The 18552-nt window shown below is 66.3% G+C and carries 18 protein-coding genes and 1 tRNA gene; 17 read left to right on the top strand and 2 right to left on the bottom strand.

Going from position 1 to position 18552, the window contains the following annotated elements; all coding sequences use genetic code 11:
• Positions 1-37: 37 nt before the first annotated feature.
• Positions 38-1102: an FAD-binding oxidoreductase gene (locus tag ACODRW_RS03300; RefSeq protein ID WP_488905158.1), complete on the bottom strand. Its 1065-nt coding sequence runs from the start codon at positions 1100-1102 to the stop codon at positions 38-40.
• Positions 1103-1227: 125 nt separating this feature from the next.
• On the opposite strand from ACODRW_RS03300, the gene pdxR reads away from it, so the two are divergent.
• The 4 genes from pdxR (at position 1228) to ACODRW_RS03280 (ending at position 5608) form a co-directional block, all read left to right on the top strand.
• On the top strand, positions 1228-2676 hold the full coding sequence (pdxR, locus tag ACODRW_RS03295) for a MocR-like pyridoxine biosynthesis transcription factor PdxR (RefSeq protein WP_488905157.1): 1449 nt from the start codon (positions 1228-1230) through the stop codon (positions 2674-2676).
• Positions 2677-2720: 44 nt separating this feature from the next.
• Positions 2721-3200, top strand: coding sequence for an SRPBCC family protein (locus ACODRW_RS03290; protein ID WP_107798251.1), 480 nt, complete (start codon positions 2721-2723; stop codon positions 3198-3200).
• 120 nt (positions 3201-3320) lie between these two features.
• Positions 3321-3394, top strand: a tRNA-Gly gene (locus tag ACODRW_RS03285).
• A gap of 63 nt (positions 3395-3457) precedes the next feature.
• Positions 3458-5608 carry an AsmA family protein gene (locus ACODRW_RS03280; RefSeq protein WP_488905156.1) on the top strand — a complete coding sequence of 717 codons (2151 nt, stop codon included), beginning with the start codon at positions 3458-3460 and terminating at the stop codon, positions 5606-5608.
• A 78-nt stretch (positions 5609-5686) separates the two neighbouring features.
• On the opposite strand, the gene ACODRW_RS03275 is transcribed toward ACODRW_RS03280, so the two are convergent.
• Positions 5687-7660, bottom strand: a complete 1974-nt coding sequence (locus ACODRW_RS03275) for a monovalent cation:proton antiporter family protein (RefSeq protein ID WP_107798249.1) — start codon at positions 7658-7660, stop codon at positions 5687-5689.
• 119 nt (positions 7661-7779) lie between these two features.
• On the opposite strand from ACODRW_RS03275, the gene ACODRW_RS03270 reads away from it, so the two are divergent.
• The 13 genes from ACODRW_RS03270 (at position 7780) to ACODRW_RS03210 (ending at position 18546) form a co-directional block, all read left to right on the top strand.
• Complete coding sequence (locus ACODRW_RS03270) at positions 7780-8760, top strand: KpsF/GutQ family sugar-phosphate isomerase (RefSeq protein ID WP_227107058.1); 981 nt, start codon at positions 7780-7782, stop codon at positions 8758-8760.
• A gap of 25 nt (positions 8761-8785) precedes the next feature.
• Positions 8786-9310 carry a KdsC family phosphatase gene (locus ACODRW_RS03265; RefSeq protein WP_107798247.1) on the top strand — a complete coding sequence of 175 codons (525 nt, stop codon included), beginning with the start codon at positions 8786-8788 and terminating at the stop codon, positions 9308-9310.
• The gene (lptC, locus tag ACODRW_RS03260) at positions 9307-9876 is read left to right on the top strand and encodes an LPS export ABC transporter periplasmic protein LptC (protein WP_107798246.1); all 570 of its coding nucleotides are present in this window, start codon (positions 9307-9309) and stop codon (positions 9874-9876) included. Before ACODRW_RS03265 ends, lptC begins: the two co-directional genes overlap by 4 nt.
• A complete protein-coding gene (gene lptA, locus ACODRW_RS03255; RefSeq protein ID WP_107798245.1) occupies positions 9866-10420 on the top strand; it encodes a lipopolysaccharide transport periplasmic protein LptA in 555 nt (184 codons plus the stop codon). Before lptC ends, lptA begins: the two co-directional genes overlap by 11 nt.
• A complete protein-coding gene (gene lptB / locus ACODRW_RS03250; protein WP_227107056.1) occupies positions 10417-11145 on the top strand; it encodes an LPS export ABC transporter ATP-binding protein in 729 nt (242 codons plus the stop codon). The genes lptA and lptB overlap by 4 nt, the downstream gene beginning before the upstream one ends.
• Positions 11146-11148: 3 nt before the next feature.
• Positions 11149-12570 carry an RNA polymerase factor sigma-54 gene (locus ACODRW_RS03245; RefSeq protein WP_235084266.1) on the top strand — a complete coding sequence of 474 codons (1422 nt, stop codon included), beginning with the start codon at positions 11149-11151 and terminating at the stop codon, positions 12568-12570.
• A 67-nt stretch (positions 12571-12637) separates the two neighbouring features.
• Positions 12638-12952 (top strand): ribosome hibernation-promoting factor, HPF/YfiA family, encoded by a 315-nt coding sequence (hpf, locus tag ACODRW_RS03240; protein WP_019104259.1) that lies wholly within the window; start codon positions 12638-12640, stop codon positions 12950-12952.
• Between the two features lie 121 nt (positions 12953-13073).
• Positions 13074-13535, top strand: a complete 462-nt coding sequence (gene ptsN, locus ACODRW_RS03235) for a PTS IIA-like nitrogen regulatory protein PtsN (protein ID WP_107798242.1) — start codon at positions 13074-13076, stop codon at positions 13533-13535.
• Complete coding sequence (hprK, locus tag ACODRW_RS03230) at positions 13528-14484, top strand: HPr(Ser) kinase/phosphatase (RefSeq protein WP_019104261.1); 957 nt, start codon at positions 13528-13530, stop codon at positions 14482-14484. Before ptsN ends, hprK begins: the two co-directional genes overlap by 8 nt.
• On the top strand, positions 14465-15307 hold the full coding sequence (rapZ, locus tag ACODRW_RS03225; RefSeq protein ID WP_107798241.1) for an RNase adapter RapZ: 843 nt from the start codon (positions 14465-14467) through the stop codon (positions 15305-15307). Before hprK ends, rapZ begins: the two co-directional genes overlap by 20 nt.
• Positions 15308-15341: 34 nt before the next feature.
• Positions 15342-15977: a flavin prenyltransferase UbiX gene (locus tag ACODRW_RS03220; RefSeq protein ID WP_107798240.1), complete on the top strand. Its 636-nt coding sequence runs from the start codon at positions 15342-15344 to the stop codon at positions 15975-15977.
• 45 nt (positions 15978-16022) lie between these two features.
• The gene (locus ACODRW_RS03215; RefSeq protein ID WP_488905155.1) at positions 16023-17513 is read left to right on the top strand and encodes an NAD(P)H-hydrate dehydratase; all 1491 of its coding nucleotides are present in this window, start codon (positions 16023-16025) and stop codon (positions 17511-17513) included.
• Positions 17514-17628: 115 nt separating this feature from the next.
• The gene (locus ACODRW_RS03210; RefSeq protein ID WP_107798238.1) at positions 17629-18546 is read left to right on the top strand and encodes a DMT family transporter; all 918 of its coding nucleotides are present in this window, start codon (positions 17629-17631) and stop codon (positions 18544-18546) included.
• Positions 18547-18552: the final 6 nt, after the last annotated feature.

Genomic DNA, 18552 nt, shown 5'->3' with positions numbered 1-18552 from the left:
TTCATGCTCCTTTGCTTGAGTGCGGGCAGGCGGTCGCCTACCCGGGTATGGCTATCTGTAAACCGTGCAAGCACGGCTGCAGGGCGATCTGGCAGGCCAGCCGGCAGCGGCCCTCGTCCGCCTCCGACAGCTCCAGCGCCGCCAGCAGCCGACGCTCCGCGCGCTCCATCGCCGGCAAACGCGGCAGCCAGTCCGGCTCGACGCGCACCAGGCAAGTGCCGCAGGCGGCCTGCCCGCCGCAGACGCCGCGCATCACGCCGGCGGCGGCCAGCGCCTGCATCAGGCTGCCGGCGGCGGGCGCTTCCAGCCGCCGCTCCCCGCCGTCCGCGGCGCGAACGCTCACCGCCATGACGGCCGCGCTCGGCGCGGCCGACGCCGCCGGCTGGAAGGCGTCGGCCAGGAAACGCTCTTCCGGCAAGCCGCGCTGCCGCGTCAGCAAGCGGCGCGCCGCGTCCACCATCGCCGGCGCGCCGCAGGCGTAGACCTCCGCGGTGCGCAAACAGGGAAAATCCTCGGCCGCCGCCTGCTGGACGAAACCGCGCCGGCCGTCCCAGCCCGGATCGGGCTCGGACAGCACCGGCTCGAAACGGAATCCCGGCCGCTCGCGCTCCCAGGCTCGCAGCTCCTCGAGCAAATACAGCTCGTCCGCCTTGCGGCCGCCCCAGTACAGGGTCACCGGCCGCCGCCCGGCCGCGCCCAAGCCCTGCTGCAACATCGCCCGCAGCGGCGCGATCCCGGTGCCGGTGGCCAGCATCACGGCCTGATCGACGCCGGAGTCCTCCCGCCACACGCAATCGCCATAGGGCCCTTGCAGCCAAAGCGCGTCGCCCGGCCGCGCCTGCCGGCGCAGCCATTCCGAAAACGCCCCGCCCGGCTGCAGCCGCACGTGCAACTCCACGCCGCCGTCAGCGCGCGGCGGCGCCGCCATCGAGTAACTGCGCGTCAGCCCGCCCGGAGCCGTCACCGAAACGAATTGCCCGCTGCGGAAAAACAGCGGCGCCGCGTCGGCGCACTCCAGCCGCAGCCCGCAGACCTCGCGCCCCAGCCTCTCTATCGCCGCCAGCCGGTAGCGGCCTGCGCCGCTGTCTGCCTCTTGTGTCATTTGCCGCTCCTTGAATGTCCATCCCGATCACTTTAAGCTGCCGCCTGGACCAGCAAAAACATCCAGTTTTGATAAGATTGATGGTCCAGAAACGGGAAACGAGAGCCAGGAAAGGAATCCGCGGCATGCTGCGAAAATGGGATTTGCAACTCAGATTGGATAGAGACGGCGGGCTGCCGGTGCATCTGCAAATCGCCCAGCAGATCAGCGCCGACATCCAACGCGGCCGGCTGCGGCCGGGCGCGCCGCTGCCGGGCAGCCGCGAACTGGCGGCGCAACTGGGCATCAACCGCAAGACCGCGGTGCTGGCCTACGAGGAACTGGCGGCGCAAGGCTGGCTGCTGACCCAGGGCCGGCGCGGCACCTTCGTCGCGCCCAGCCTGCCGCTGCTGTCGCCGCGGTCCGCGCCGGCCGCCGCGCGAACGCCCGCAAGCGTCCCCGCGCACGACGACATCGACTTTGGCGACGGCGTGCCGGATTCGCGGCTGATTCCCTTCGACGTGCTGGGCCGCGCCTACCGCCGCGCGCTGATCGCCGCGGCCCGCGCCGGGCGTCTGGCCTACGGCGACCCGCGCGGCGAACTGCCCTTGCGCCAGGCCTTGGCGGAAATGCTGGACATGGAGCGCGGGCTCAACGCCGACGCCGAACGCATCTGCCTGGTGCGCGGCAGCCAGATGGGCATCTATCTGGCCGGCCGCGCGCTGCTGCGGCCCGGCGACGCGGTGGCGCTGGACGCGCTCAGCTATCCGCCGGCGCGCGAAGCCTTTCGCTCTCTGGGCGCGCGGCCGTTGGACGTGGAACAGGACGCCGCCGGCATGCGTCCGGACGCGCTGGAGCGGCTGTGCCGGAGCCAGCCGGTCAAGGCCGTCTACCTGACCCCTCACCACCAGTATCCGACCACGCGGATGATGCCGGCCGAACGCCGGCTGCAATTGCTGGCCCTGTCGCGACGCTACGGTTTCGCCATCATCGAGGACGACTACGACCACGAATTCCACTACAGCCGCAGCCCGGTGCTGCCCATGGCCAGCCTGGACGCCGCCGAGCGCATCGTTTACGTCGGCTCCCTGTCCAAAGTGCTGGCGCCGGGGCTGCGCGTCGGCTACCTGGTGGCCGAGCCCGCCCTCATCCAGCGCTGCGCCGCCGACATCATGCTGATAGACCGCCAAGGCAACGCCGTCACCGAACTGGCGGTGGCCGAACTGATGCACAGCGGCGAACTGAAACGCCATCTCCGCCGCGCGCTGCGCATCTACCGCGCGCGCCGCCAGGCGCTGGCCGACGCGATAGACCGCCATCTGGCCGGTCTGGCCGAATACGAGCTGCCGGAAGGCGGGCTGGCGCTTTGGCTGCGGCTGCCGTCCTGGGTGGACATGCCGCGGCTGGGCGCGGACGCGCGCAGCGCGGGCGTACGCTTCCTGCCCGGCGGCGCCTTCGCCGACGACGGCCGCGACATCCCGGCGCTGCGCCTGGGCTTCGGCGCGCTGGAAGCGGAGCAACTGGAGCAAGGCGTCGCTCGCCTGGCGCAGGCGCTGCGCCGGCAAATTCCGGCAACGGGATTGCGGAGCTCATGACAAAGAACTAATCTGAGCCGACACCCTCACCCGAAAGGCCGCGCATGAGCCAAGCCCACGCCCCCTACCGGCTAACGCTGGAACGCCTGATCGACGCTCCGCCGGAACAGGTTTACCGCGCCTGGACCGACCCCGAACTGCTATGCCAATGGTTCACCCCGCGGCCGTGGACGGTGGCCTCGGCCGAACTGGACGTCCGGCCCGGCGGCTCCAGCCTGGTGGTGATGCGCAGTCCGGAAGGACAGGACTTCCCCAATCGCGGCGTCTATCTGGAAGTGCAGCCCGGGCGCCGCCTGGTGTTCACCGACGCTTACACCGAAGCCTGGCTGCCTTCGGCCAAGCCCTTCATGACCGTGACGCTGGAATTCCAGCCCCGCGACGGCAAGACGCATTACCGCGCGGACGTCTTGCACTGGACCGAGGCCGACCTGCGCGAACACGAGGCGATGGGCTTCGCCAGCGGCTGGGGCCAGGCCACCGATCAATTGGAAGACCTGCTGGCCGGGCTGGGCGGAGGCGCTTGAGCGTGTGCTTTTTTATCAATCGCTTAGCCCCCGCGCCGTCGCCGGAGCCGCCCACAGCGGCGGCGCGCCTTGCCAAAACAGGCAAAAAACGCTACATTCGGGCGCTCTAGCCGAAAACGCGCGGGTGTAGCTCAATGGTAGAGCAGAAGCTTCCCAAGCTTACGACGAGGGTTCGATTCCCTTCACCCGCTCCAGTCCGATTTCCCAACCCGTAACCTAGATCAAACCGCTGGCATGGCCCATCCGAGCATCCACCCATGAAATTGAACTCCGGCCGGCTGTGGCTTCGCATCGCTGTTTACAGCCTCACCGCGCTAGTGGCGGTCGTCGTGCTGGTGCAATCGCTGATCTACTGGCAATTTAATGAAGCTCAGGTGCGCGGCACCCTGTCGCACGCCTTGCAGGACACCGGCCGCGTCATCAGCATCGAAGGCCGCGTCACCCCGATATTGTTCCCCTCTCCCGGCATCCAGATCGAAAAGCTCTCCGTCTCCGAACCGGGCCAGCAAACGCCGTTTGCCCGCGTGGAGGAATTGCGCGTCGGCCTGGCCTGGTGGCCGCTGCTGTTCGGCAACCGCGAAGTGAGCTCGGTGGCGCTGTACGGCCCCAGCGCCAACATCAGCCGCGGCGAAGACGGCCGCCTGTCCATCGCCGATCTGTTTCAGCGCCATAGCCAGAGCAGCTTCTCCATCAAGCTGGACACGCTGAAGATACGCGAGGGCACCCTGGTGCTGTCCGACCAGATGACCCATACCGACAGCCGCGTCGCCAGCATCAGCCTGGACGCGGACGATCTGCGCGGCGGCGCCAGCCTCAGCGCCGGCGCCATCCTGGAACAGGGCTCGCGCCCGGTGCGCCTGGCGGTCAACACGCCGCTGTCCATCCAGGACGACCAGGTCAGCCTGGAGGCGCTGGACGCGGTGGCGATGACCCAGGTTCCCGGCCTGGGCGAAAGCAAACTCACCGTCAGCGGCCAGTACAAACTCAATTTCGCCACCTTGCAGGCCACCGGCAGCAATGTGGCGCTCGCCTTCAGCAGCGAGCGGCCGAGCAGCGAAGTCCATCTGACCCTGCCGCAGATCAACGCCAGCTTCGACGAGCTGACCATGCCTTCCGGCCAGCTGAGCGCCAAGCTCAGCTACGCGCGCAGCCAGTACCAGCTGGAAGCCGCGCTGGAAAACCTCAAACTCAACGAAGCCGGCCTGTACGCCGACAAGCTGCACGGCGACTTCAACTGGCTGGCCGGCTCCACCAAGGTCAACGTCAAGCTCAACGCGCCGCTGTCCCTGGCCGGCATGAATCAATTGCGGATGCAGCCCTTGGCGCTGACCTCCACCATCACCACCCCGCTGCTGCCGCGCGGCAAGCTGGTGTCCACCATGGACGGCGCGCTGGACGGCGATCTGGACGAGCCGCGCTTCAATCTGCGCGTCGCCGGCAAGATGGACGGTTCCGACCTGGCGGTCACGGTCAGCCAGTACGGCCTGATCAAGCCGCGCCACGAAGCCACGGTGTCGGTGGGCCGTCTGGACCTGAACCGCTACCTGCCGGAAAGCAAGGGCGATCCGGTGGCCATCTTCCAGAACACCGGCGACATCCCGCTGGACTGGCTGGACCTGTTCGACCTCACCGGCAAGGTGGCGGTGGGCGAGCTGGCGGTGGGCCGCTTCCGCATCAAGCAGATCAGCAGCAATGTGCGCATCAACCCGCGCGAGCTGGAGCTGGACCAGATGTCGGCCGACATCTACGAAGGCAGGCTGCAAGGCGACGCCAGCCTCAGCCGCCGCGACGTGCCGCAACTGAAAGTGAACCAGACGCTGCAGGGCATGAAGATCCGTCCGCTGCTGGTGGACCTGTTCAACTTCAGCCGCCTGGACGGCAAGGGCAACGGCAAGATAGACATCAACGCCGACGGCAAATCCTTCGCCCAGCTGCGCGACACCCTGAGCGGCAATGTGCAGATGAGCCTGAACAACGGCGCGCTGACCGGCATCGACCTGGTGGCGGCGCTGAAGAACCTGCCGGCCGAGCTGAAGGAATGGAACAGCGCCGCGCAGAACGACCAGAAAACCACCTTCGCCACGCTGTCCAGCAGCTTCCGCCTGGACAAGGGCGTGGCGCGCAGCCAGGACCTGAAACTGGCCTCGCAGCTGATGAATGTGGGCGGCGGCGGCAAGATAGACCTGAAGCAAAGCATCGTCGACTACACCATGGACGTGCAGGCCAACCCGCTGGCCTTTGCCCGCCTCAAGGGCGTCAACGTGCCGCTGAAGATCACCGGCCCGCTGAACGCGCCGGTCTACGCGCTGGACTTCAACGCCATGGTCAAAGGCAAGAAGACCGAGGTGGAAAAGCAGCAGGCGCTGAAGCAGCAGTTGCAGAAGCAGATCACCACCATCCTGCCTTAACGCCCGACAAACAGCATCAAAACGAACGGCCCCCGCAGCTCACGCCGCGAGGGCCGTTCGACGTCCTCCCGCCGGTCCTTACTCCCCCTGCAGAATCCGGTACTCGGCCAGCGCCAGCTGCTCCGGCGTGCCCAGCAACACCAGCGCGTCGCCCTGCTCCACCTCGAAACTGTCGTCGAAATCGGTGCGCCGCACCCGCTGACGGCGGATCGCCTTCAATTCCACGCCCAAATCCCGCAGATGCAGATTGGCCAACGGCTGGCCCACCGCCGCCGCTCCGGTGCAGACCTGAATGCTCTGCAGCCGCGGCACCAAGGCCTCGTCCATGCCCTCGCCCTCGTCGCTGACGCCGCGGAAGAAGCCGCGGAACAGGCCGTAGCGCTCCTCGCGCACCGCGCGGATGCGGCGCACCACCCGGCTCGGCGGCACGCCGACCACCAGCAGCGCCTGCGAAGCCAACATCAGGCTGCCCTCCATCACCTCGGCCACCACCTCGTCGGCGCCGGCGTGGCGCAGCTGATCCATATCGCTGTCGTCCACCGTGCGCACAATCACCGGCAGCCCCGGCCGCGCATGCTCCACCGAACTCAAGATGCGCAAGGCCGCGTGGGTGTCGGCGAAAGTCACCACCACCGCCTTGGCGCGCATCAGGCCGGCCGCCACTAGCACTTCGTGCTTGCCGGCGTCGCCGAACACCACCGGATCGCCGGCCTCGCCGGCCTCGCGCACCCGCTCCGGGTCCATGTCCAGCGCGAAGAACGGGATCTCCTCCGCCTCCAGCAAGCGCGCCAGCGCCTGACCGCTGCGGCCGTAGCCGCAGATCACCACGTGGTCGCTCTTGGACATGCTCTCCACCAGCATATGGTGCAGGTCCAGCGCCTGGAACATCCAATCCTGCTTGATCAGACGGCGGGTGATCTTGTCCCCGTACAGGATCAGGAAGGGCGCGATCAGCATCGAGATCAGAATCGCGGCGATCGCCGCCTGAGCGGTGCCGGCCGGCACCAGATGCAGGTTCAAGGCCAGCGCCAGCAGCACAAAGCCGAACTCGCCGCCCTGAGCCAGGGCCAGCGCGGCGCGCATGGATTCATTGGACTTGTGGCGGAAGCCGCGCGCCACGCCGAACACCACCGCCACCTTGATCGGCAGCAACAGGGCCAGCATCAGCAGCACTTCGCCGAAACGCTCGAACAACACCGTCAGTTCCAGCTTCATGCCCACGGTGACAAAGAAGAAGCCCAGCAGGATGTCGCGGAACGGCCGGATGTCCTCCTCCACCTGATAGCGGTATTCGGTTTCCGAAATCAACATGCCGGCGACGAAGGCGCCCAAGGCCAGCGACAGGCCGGACAGCTCGGTCAGCCAGGCCACGCCCAGCGTCACCAGCAGCACATTGATCATGAACAGCTCGCCCGAGCGCTGGCGCGCCACCAGATGGAACCACGGCCGCAGCAGGCGCTGGCCGAAGAACAGCAGCAAGGCCAGCACCACCACCACCTTCAGCGCCGCCAGGCCCAGGTCCATCCACAAGGTGTCGCTGCCGCCGGCGAAGGCCGGGAACAGAATCAGCAAGGGCACCACCGCGATGTCCTGGAACAACAGCACGCCAATGGCCAGCTGGCCATGGGCCTGGTTCAGCTCCAGACGCTCGTTCAGCAATTTGCTGACGATGGCGGTGGACGACATCGCCAGCGCGCCGCCGACGGCGAAACCGGTCAGCGGACTGCCGCTGAGCCAGCCCACCGCCAGGCCCACCAGCAACATGGTGGCCGCCACCTGACCGAAGCCGACGCCGAACACCAGCTGCCGCATCGCGCGCAGCTTGGGCAGGGAAAACTCCAGGCCGATGGAGAACATCATGAAGACAATGCCGATCTCGCCGAGAAAGGCGGTTTCCTCGCCTTGCGGAATCAGATTCATCACGCCGGGGCCGGCCAGAAAGCCCACCACCAGATAACCGAGCATGGCCGGCACTTTCAGGCTGCGGCACAAGGTCACCGACAACACCGCGGCCAGCAGAACCAAGACGATAGGGGCTAGTGACGAATGCATCGCGCGGCGGGGCTCCTGAAGCGAGAGAAAGGAAAAAGACTGCAATTTTTAACACATGCCAAGCAAAAGATGCACCAGCCTGCGTTCAGCGATTATAACCTTTGATATACTTTCGAATTATGGAAAAAGTACAAGCTCCGTCCCGGCTCCAATTGGCCCGGGAAGTCCTGCAGATAGAGTCCGAAGCCCTCACCGCGCTGTCGCGCAGCCTGAACGGCGACTTTCTCGCCGCCGTGGACCTGATCCTGGCCAGCGCCGGCCGTCTGGTGATCACCGGCATGGGCAAGTCCGGCCACGTGGCGCGCAAGATCGCCGCCACGCTGGCCAGCACCGGCACGCCGGCCTTCTTCGTTCACCCGGGCGAGGCCGCCCACGGCGATCTGGGCATGATCACCGCCCAGGACATCGTGCTGGCGCTGTCCAACTCCGGCGAAAGCGACGAAATCATCGCCCTGCTGCCGGCCTTGAAGCGCAAGGGCGTGCGCTTGATCTGCATGACCGGACGCGAAAGCTCCACCATGGCGCAGGAGGCCGACATCCACCTGGACGCCCGCGTGGAGAAGGAAGCCTGCCCGCTGGGCCTGGCCCCCACCACCAGCACCACGGTGCAGATGGCGCTGGGCGACGCGCTGGCGGTCACGCTGATGGACGCGCGCGGCTTCGGCCAGGGCGATTTCGCGCTGTCGCATCCGGGCGGCAGCCTGGGGCGCAAGCTGCTGGTCCACGTGTCCGACATCATGCACAGCGGCGAGGAATTGCCGCGGGTGGCGCCGGGCACGCCGCTGAAGGACGCCTTGCTGGAACTGTCCCGCAAGCGCCTGGGCATGCTGGCCGTCTGCGCCGCCGACGACGCCCTGCTGGGCGTCTACACCGACGGCGACCTGCGCCGCACACTGGAACGTTCCGCCAACCTTTACGATCTGACCATCGATCAGGTGATGAGCCGCTCGCCGCGCACCATCAGCCCCAAAAAGCTGGCCACCGAGGCGGTGTTCCTGATGGAGCAGAACAAGATCACCAGCCTGCTGGTCGTAGATGAAAGCAACAAATTGATAGGCGCGCTGCATCTGCACGATCTATTCAAGGCCGGCGTGATCTGAGTCGCCGGCATTAGCAAGGACAAGCATGCAAAGCATTTTTGAGCAGGCCCGCAAGGTCAAGCTGCTGATCATGGACGTGGACGGCGTGATGACCGACGGCCGCATCTACTACAACGCCCACGGCGAAGAAAGCAAATCCTTCAATGTGCAGGACGGCCTGGGCCTGCGCCTGCTGCAATCCACCGGGGTCCAGCTGGCCATCATCTCCGGCCGCGCCGACCGCTGCGTCGAGCATCGCGCCCAGGCGCTGCACATCGACCACTACTACGGCGGCGTGCACGACAAGAAACTGGCCTTGGGCGAACTGCTGGAACTCACCGGCCTGACGGCCGAGGAATGCGCCTTCATCGGCGACGATCTGATCGACCTGCCCATCATCACCCGCGTCGGCCTGGCCGTCGCGGTGCCGGAAGCGCCGGCCCTGGTGCGCCAGCGCGCCCACTACGTGACCGGCTGCTCCGGCGGCAAGGGCGCGGTGCGCGAGCTGGCCGAGCTGATCATGCAGGCCCAGGGTTCCTTCGACGCCATCCTGGCCAGGTATCTGGCATGATCCGCCTGCTGCGCTCCCACCGCCTGTTCCCGCTGCTGCTGGTGGGCCTGACCGGCCTGTTGACCGTGTGGCTGGACCAGGTCTCGCGCTGGGACAGCAACCGCCGCGAACTGGACCCGGACAAGCCCGAGTACGTGGCCGAACACCTGATCGCCACCCGCTTCGACCCGCAAGGCAAGCTCTACGAGCGGCTGATCGCCTCGCGCATGTGGCAATACCCGGGCAAGGACGACGCCTTCTTCGAAAACCCCGAGCTCTACCAGTACCAGCAAGGCGCGCTGCAATACCAGTTGATCGGCGACGTCGGCCGTTACAACAACAAGACCCAGCAAGCCTATTTCGACAAGAAGGCGACCATGATCCAGCCCGCCGCCGCGGACAAGCCGGAGACCAAGGTCGTCACCAGCGCCATGCATGTCGACACCGGCAAGAAAATCGCCCGCTCCGCCGCGCCCACCGTATTCTTTCAGGGCAAATCGCACGGCAACTCCGTGGGCTTCGTCTACCAGCAACAGACAGGTTTGTTGAACCTGCTGTCTCACACCAAGATCATTTATGAAAAATAAGCTCCGTCTCCTGCTGGCCGGCCTGGCGCTGGCCGCCGCCTCCGTCGCCCACGCCGAACAGGCCGACCGCACCAAGCCGATGGAAATCACCAGCGACAACGGCTGCACCATGGACCAGATCAAGGGCGTCTCCACTTGCGAAGGCAATGTGGTGATCATCCAGGGCACCTTGCGGCTCAACGCCGACAAAGTCGTCGCCACCCAGGACAAGCAAGGCAACCAGACCCTGGTGGCCACCGGCCGCATCGTCACCTTCCGCCAGAAAATGGACGGCAAGAACGAATGGGTGGAAGGCCAGTCCAGCCGCCTCGACTACAGCAGCGCGGCCAACCTCGCGGTGCTGACCGGCAACGCCCGGGTCAAGCGCGAAGGCGACCTGGTGGTGGGCAATGTGATCACCTACAACACCCAGAACGAAACCTACCAAGTGACGGGCGGCACCGCCACCGGCCCCAACAAGGGCCGCGTCACCGTGATCCTGCAGCCCAAGAACACCGCCTCCCAGCCGGCGACGGCCAAACCCGCCAGCGGAGCCGCCAAATGACGCAAAGCGTGCTCAAGGTGGAGCGCCTGCGCAAACGCTTCAAGAAACGCACCGTGGTCAAGGACGTGGCGCTGGAAATCGCCAGCGGCGAAGTGGTGGGCCTGCTCGGCCCCAACGGCGCCGGCAAGACCACCAGCTTCTACATGATCGTCGGCCTGATCGGCGCCGACGACGGCGAGATTCGCCTGGACGATCAGGTGATCACCCACTACCCCATCCACCAGCGCGCGCGCCTGGGCCTCGGCTATCTGCCGCAGGAAGCCTCCATCTTCCGCCGCATGACGGTGGAGGAGAACATCGCCGCCATCCTGGAAGTGTCCGGCCTCAAAGGCAAGGAACTGGACAAGGAACTGGACCTGCTGCTGGACGACCTCAATATCGGCCACCTGCGCGACAGCAGCGCGCTGTCGCTGTCCGGCGGCGAACGCCGCCGCGTGGAGATCGCCCGCGTGCTGGCCACCCGGCCGCGCTTCATCCTGCTGGACGAACCCTTCGCCGGCGTCGATCCGATCGCGGTGATCGACATCCAGAAAATCATCTCCTTCCTGAAGGAACGCGGCATCGGCGTGCTGATCACCGACCACAATGTGCGTGAAACCCTGCGCATCTGCGACCGCGCCTACATCATCAGCGAAGGCTCGGTGCTCGCCTCCGGCGAGCCGGAAGAACTGGTCAACAACGAGAAGGTGCGCGAAGTTTACCTTGGCGAACACTTCCACCTGTAAGCGATGAAACAGACACTTCAGCTCAAGGTATCGCAGCAGCTGACCCTGACGCCGCAGCTGCAGCAATCGATCAAGCTGCTGCAGATGTCCACCCTCGACCTGCAGACCGAAGTCGAGCGCTTCTTGCTGGACAATCCCTTGCTGGAGCGCGGCGACGAAGCGCCGCAGGGCGAGGCGCCGGACGCCGCCGCCCAGGAACCGGAGGCCCCGGCGGAAAGCCGCGACGACGCCTCCGGCGACGACGGCGAACGCGGCGCGGAGACCGGCGAACTGAGCGACTGGGGCAGCGGCGGACGCCGCGGCGACGGCGACGACGAGCTGGACCCGATGCTGAACGTGCCCTGTCCTATCAGCCTGCGCGAGCACCTGCTGGCGCAGTTGGGCGAAGTGGCGCTGCCTACGCGCGATCAGGCCATCGTCCAGCTGCTGATTGAAGAGCTGGACGACGACGGCTATCTGGGCCAGACGCTGGAAGACATCGCCAGCCACCTGCCGCTGGAACTGGAAATCGAGGCCGACGAGCTGATGATAGGCCTGCGCCTGCTGCAGCAGTTCGACCCGCCCGGCGTCGGCGCGCGTTCGCTGCCGGAAGCGCTGGCACTGCAATTGCAGCGGCTGGACCCGGACGAGCCGCAGCGCGGCCTGGCGCTGGCCATCGTTCGCGACCACCTGGCCTTGCTGGGCAACCGCGACTACACCCGGCTGAAAAAACAGCTGGGCGTGGACGACGCCGCGCTGCGCGCCGCCCAGGCGCTGATCGCCCGCCTCAACCCCCGCCCCACCGCCGGTTTCGGCGCCAGCGACACCCAGTACGTGATCCCCGACGTCTCGGTCAGAAAACGCAAGGGACGCTGGGTGGCCGCCCTCAACGGCGGCGCCGTGCCTCGCTTGCGCGTCAACCAGATGTACGCGCGGCTGCTGGCGGAAAACCGCGGCGGCAACGGCGAAATGTCCTCGCGGCTGCAGGAGGCCAAATGGCTGGTGAAGAACATCCAGCAGCGATTTGACACTATCCTGAAAGTGGCGGAAGCTATCGTTGAACGGCAGCAATCGTTCTTTGAACACGGCGAAGTGGCCATGCGCCCGCTGATTCTGCGCGACATCGCGGACGAGCTGGGCCTGCATGAATCCACGGTGTCCCGGGTCACCACCCAGAAATACCTGCTCTGCCCGCGCGGCCTGTTCGAGCTCAAGTATTTCTTCGGCAGCGCGCTGGAAACCGACAGCGGCGGCGAGTGCTCCGCCACCGCGATCAAGGCCCACATCCGCAGCCTGATCGACGCCGAATCGCCGAGCAAACCGCTGTCCGACAGCGCCCTGGTCGAAGCGCTGGCCAAACAGGGAATACAAGTTGCCAGACGCACGATAGCCAAGTATCGTGAAGCCATGCAGATACCGCCGGTCAACCAGCGCAAGACGCTGTGACCCAGGCGGCGGAATACAGCGATCCGGCCGACCCGACCGGACTGTCAACACCAGAAGGAGCTAGGGTATGAACCTCAAAGTAACTGGACTGCATCTGGAAGTAACTCCCGCCCTGCGCGAATACGTTGAAACCAAAATGGAGCGCGTTACTCGACATGTCGACCATGTGATCGACATTTCCGTTACTCTGTCTGTTGATAAACTGGTGCAAAAGGCCGAAGTCAACGTGCATCTGTCCGGCAAGGACATCCACGTGGAAGCCACCGAATCCGATATGTACGCCGCCATCGATCTGCTGATCGACAAGCTGGACCGTCAAGTGCTGAAACACAAGGAAAAGCAGTCTGAACACCGTGCTCCGGCGCCTGAAGCCAGCCTGTAATCCCTTGAATTGGAAGGCGGGGGCCTGCGGGTTCCCGCTTTTCTTTGCACTTGCCCGTTTTCAGTACTATCAAGGCAACGTAGAATTGCCGGGTTTTTCTCAGCCGCATGCATAATCCAATATGAACCTCATCGGCAAAATCCTGACACCCGAACACGTCCTGCTGGATCTGGACGTCGCCAGCAAGAAGCGCGTGTTCGAGCAAGTCGGCCTCTTGGTTGAAAATACCCGGGGCATCGCGCGCAGCGAAATCTTCGATTGCCTGTTCGCCCGCGAAAAGCTCGGCTCCACCGGCCTTGGCCAGGGAGTGGCGATTCCGCACGGCCGCGCGCGCGGCCTCAAGGACGCGATGGGCGTATTCATCCGTCTGAAGACCCCGATTCCCTTCGACGCGCCCGACGGCAAGCCGGTGCAGTGCCTGTTCGTGCTGCTGGTGCCGGAACAGGCCACGGACCTGCACCTGCAAGTGCTGTCCGAACTGGCGCAGCTGTTCTCCAGCCGCCAGATGCGCGAGCAGATGCTGGGCATCCCCCTGCGCGACGAGCTCTATCAGCTGCTCAATAATTGGGTGCCCAATGCCTAGCATCAGCGTCCGCCGGCTGTACCAGGAAAACCAGCAGAAGCTCAACCTGACCTGGGTCGCAGGCACCGGCGGCGCCGACAATATGATAGGCAACGACGAACAGCGCCCCACGCAGGCGCTGGTCGGCCACCTCAATTTCATCCACCCCAACCGGGTCCAGGTGCTGGGTCTCGCCGAGGTGGACTACCTGAACCGGCTGGAGCAGTCCGCCGCCAAGACCGCGCTGGACCAGCTGTTCCACAAGAGCATGTCGGTGGTGATGGTGGCCAACGACCAGCCGGTGCCCAAGCTGCTGCGCGACTACTGCCACACCCACAACGTCCCGCTGATGACCACCAAGCTGGAAAGCCCCTACCTGATGGATGTGCTGCGCATCTATCTGGCGCGGGCGCTGGCGGTGTCCACCGTGCTGCACGGCGTCTTCCTCGACGTGTTCGAGATCGGCGTGCTGATCATGGGCGATTCGGCGATGGGCAAGAGCGAGCTGGCGCTGGAACTGATTTCCCGCGGCCACGGCATGGTGGCCGACGACGCGGTCGAGCTGTACCGCATCGGCCCCGACACGCTGGAAGGCCGCTGCCCGCCCTTGCTGCGCGACTTCCTGGAAGTGCGCGGCCTGGGCATCCTCAACATCCGCACCATCTTCGGCGAAACCGCCGTGCGGCCGAAGAAGGTGCTGCGGCTGATCATCCACCTGGTCAAGGCCAACGACCAGGCGATGCAGGCGCTGGACCGCCTCAACATCCAGTCGGAAACCCAGGACATCATCGGCGTCACCATCCGCAAAGTGGTGCTGCCGGTGGCCGCCGGCCGCAACCTGGCGGTGCTGGTGGAGGCCGCGGTGCGCAACTACATCCTGCAGCTGCGCGGCATAGACAGCACCCGCGAATTCATCGAACGCCACACCAACTTCCTCAGAGACCAGGAAAATGCGCCTGATATTGATTAGCGGCCTGTCCGGTTCCGGCAAGTCGGTGGCGCTGCGCGCGCTGGAAGACGCCGGCTTCTACTGCGTGGACAATCTGCCGGCCACCATGCTGCACGAGGCGATGTCGCTGTACGCCGACTACGGCTACGAACAGATCGCCATCAGCGTGGACACCCGCTCCGGCCCGTCGCTGGGCGCCTTGCCGGCGGAAATGGAAAAGCTGCGGGCTCAGCATGTGGACGTGCGCCTGCTGTTCCTGGAAGCCACGCCCGCCACCCTGGTCAAGCGCTTCTCCGAAACCCGCCGCCGCCACCCGCTGTCCGGCGCCGACGTCACGGTGGAGGAAAGCATTCTGCTGGAACAGGACATGCTGGCCGAGATCATGGAGCTGGGCACCCGCATCGACACCAGCGAACTGTCCGCCAACGCGCTGCGCAGCTGGGTGCGCGAGCTGGTGGACGCCGACAGCAGCCGGCTGACCCTGATCTTCGAATCCTTCGGCTTCAAGCACGGCCTGCCGCGGGACGCCGACTTCGTTTTCGACGTCCGCTGCCTGCCCAATCCCTATTACGACCCGCAGCTGCGCCCGTTCACCGGCCGCGACCAGCCCATCATCGACTTCTTCCAGCAAACGCCGGAAGTGCAGCAGATGGTGGACGACATCCAGCAGCTGGTCAGTAAATGGCTGCCCTGTTTCAGCATGGAAAACCGCAGCTATCTGACCGTCGCCGTCGGCTGTACCGGCGGTCAGCACCGCTCGGTCTACATCACGGAACGCCTTGCCCGCCTGTTCGCCGCCGAACAGGTGCTGGTGCGCCATCGCCAGCTCTACCGCCAGAACTGAACGCATTCGGGCCGCCCGCCTACAGGAGACATTCATGCGCCCGATCCAAACCGTCACCGTCGCCCTGACCGGCGCCTCCGGACTGCCCTACGGCCTGCGGCTGATCGATTGCCTGATCGCCGCCGGCGTTCGCGTCTGGGTGCTGTATTCGCAGGCCGCGCAAGTGGTGGCCAAACAGGAAATGGACCTGACCCTGCCCTCGCGCCCGGCCGAAGCCCGGCAATGGCTGATGCAACGCAGCGGCGCGCGCGACGGCCAGCTGGCGGTCTTCGGCCGCGAAGAGTGGTTCGCGCCGGTGGCCTCAGGCTCCAACCCGGCCGACGCCATGGTGGTCTGCCCGTGCTCGATGGGCACGCTGGCCGCCATCGCCCAGGGCAGCAGCGACAATCTGATCGAACGCGCCGCCGACGTCAGCATCAAGGAACAGCGCAAGCTGGTGCTGGTGCCGCGCGAGGCGCCGTTCTCCGCCATCCATCTGGAAAACATGCTCAAGCTGGCTCGTCTCGGCGTTGTCATCCTGCCGCCGTCTCCGGGGTTCTATACTCATCCCAAGACCGTGGACGATATGATCGACTTCGTGGTGGCGCGAATTCTGGATCAGCTCCGCATCGACAATCAATTGACGCCGCGCTGGGGCGAGCCCGCCCCGGACCGCCCCGCGGCCCCCTAGCCAGCCGCCGCGCCGCTTGCGGCCCGGTCAAAGAGGAATCTTGGGATGCCGACACAAGACCAAAGCATTCTCAGCCTGGACGCCTTGCGCCAACTGGAGCGCCAAGCCACCGACGCCGGCTACAACCTGATGCAGCGCGCGGCGATGGCCACCGCGGACTGGGTCAGCCACCACCTGCCCAGCGCGTCCCGGCTGTTGATTTGCGCCGGCCCCGGCAATAACGGCGGCGACGCGCTGTACGCGGCGCTGGAACTGATGCGCCGTCGTTTCCGCGTCGACGTGCTGGTGCCCACCCAGCCCACTAGCCCCGCCACCTCGGAAGCCCTGCATGAGCTGGAGCAGGCCCAGGGCCATGTGATGTTCGATCTGCCGCGCGACTACCGCGCGCCGCAACTGGTCATAGACGGCTTGTTCGGCGTGGGCCTGAGCCGGGACTTCGACCTGGAATGGACCACGCTGATCGACCGCATCAACCAGCTGGGCAGCCCCATTCTGGCGCTGGACTGCCCCAGCGGCCTGGACGCCTATACCGGCGTGCCGGCCAACACCGCGATCCAGGCCAGCCACACCCTGACCTTTTTGTGCCAGAAGCCCGGTCTGTTCAGCGCCTCCGGCGCCGATCTGGCCGGCAATGTGGAACTGGAACTGCTGGACTGCCCGCCCAGATTGATCCCCGCGGCGGACGGCAGCATCAACCAGCCGGACGTCCGCGCGCTGCTGCGGCCGCGCAACAGCCACAAGGGCCTGTTCGGCACCGTCTGCGTGATAGGCGGCGCGCCGGGCATGCTGGGCGCGGCGCTGCTGGCCGGGCGCAGCGCCTTGGCCTGCGGCGCCGGCAAAGTCCATGTCTGCCCGCTGGACGACCGGCTGCCGGTGGACCCGGTGGTGCCGGAGCTGATGATTTCCGCGCTGGACGAAGCGGCCGGCTTGCCCGACGCCGACGTACTGGCCGTCGGCCCCGGCCTGGGCCTGCAAGAACGGGCCGGCCGCCTGCTGGACCAAGTCATCCAGCTGCCGCAGGCGCTGGTCTTGGACGCCGACGCGCTGAACCTGCTGGCCAACGACCACGCCGCCGCCGCCCTGATCGCCAAACGCCAGGCCGGCACCGTGCTGACCCCGCATCCGGCGGAAGCCGCTCGCCTGCTGGGACAAAGCACCGAGACGGTGCAAAAGGACAGGCTGATGGCCGCGCGCCGGCTGGCCAACCACTTCAACTGCGTGGTGGTGCTCAAGGGCGCCGGCAGCCTGATCGTCGGCCCGGACGGCTTCTACCATCTGAACACCAGCGGCGGCCCGGCGCTGGCGGTGGCCGGCCAGGGCGACGTCCTGACCGGCATCATCGCCGCGCTGCTGGCCCAGCGCATGGAGCCGTTCGAAGCCGCCAGCCTGGCCGTGCACATCCATGGCCTGGCCGGCGACGATTTCGAAATGGAAACCGGCGGCCCCATCGGCCTGTCCGCCTCCGACACCGCCTGGCGCGCCAGCCTGATGCTGAACCGCCTGATCCAGGAACGCGCGCAGGAACAGGCCACCTAGATCCAAAACCCTGCAAGCCCCCGGGGAAATCCATTTGCATTAGAATGGGTCATCGGCGCGCGGGCCGGCGGCATGGCCGTCCCGCGGCCCCTCATCCGTCACCCTGGGGATTACCTTGCAGTCACAATCTAAAGCTTACGCCTACGGACTCGCCGCCGTCCTGGCCTGGTCCACGGTGGCCAGCGCCTTCAAGATCAGTCTCGCCCACCTCAGCCCGGCCCAGCTGGTGCTCTACGCCAGCGCCGCCTCTCTCTTCTGCCTGCTGGGACTGCTCGCCGTCCAGGGCAGGCTGCCGGAGCTCGCCCCGGCCCTGCGCCGCCACTGGCGCGCCTCCCTGATCTTCGGCGCCGTCAATCCGGCGCTGTATTATCTGATTCTGTTCCAGGCCTACGCGCTGCTGCCCGCGCAGGAGGCCCAGGCCATCAACTACACCTGGGCCTTGACCATGAGCTTGCTGGCGGTGCCGCTGCTCAAACAAAAGCTGCAACGCCGCGATATCGCCGCCGCGCTGGTCTGCTATCTGGGCGTGCTGGTGATAGGCACCCGCGGCCAGGTGCTGGAACTGCGCTTTTCCGACTCGCTGGGCGTGGCGCTGGCGCTGGCCTCCACCCTGCTGTGGGCCGGCTACTGGATTTTCAACGCCCGCGACGCGCGCGAGCCGGTGATAGGCCTGACGCTCAATTTCGCCTTCTCGCTGCCGCTGAGCCTGGCCTGGTGCGCCTATACCGGACAGCTGGGCCCGGTGGCCTGGCAGGGCCTGGCCGGCGCCGCCTATGTCGGCGCCTTCGAGATGGGCTTCACCTTTGTCCTGTGGCTGACGGCGATGAAGCTGACGCCGAGCACCGCCCGCATCGCCAACCTGATTTTCCTGTCGCCGCTGCTGTCGCTGGCGCTGATTCATTTCCTGATCGGAGAGGCCATCCTGCCCTCCACCCTGGTCGGTCTGGGCCTGATCCTGAGCGGGCTGGCGCTGCAAAAACTGGCCCCGCGCGCCAAGCCCGCCGCGGCGCTGAGCGCCGACGGCGGCGGCTAGCTCCGC

The organism is Chromobacterium sp. FG89 (assembly GCF_057808735.1).
This window is presented reverse-complemented; position numbering and strand designations above follow the sequence as displayed.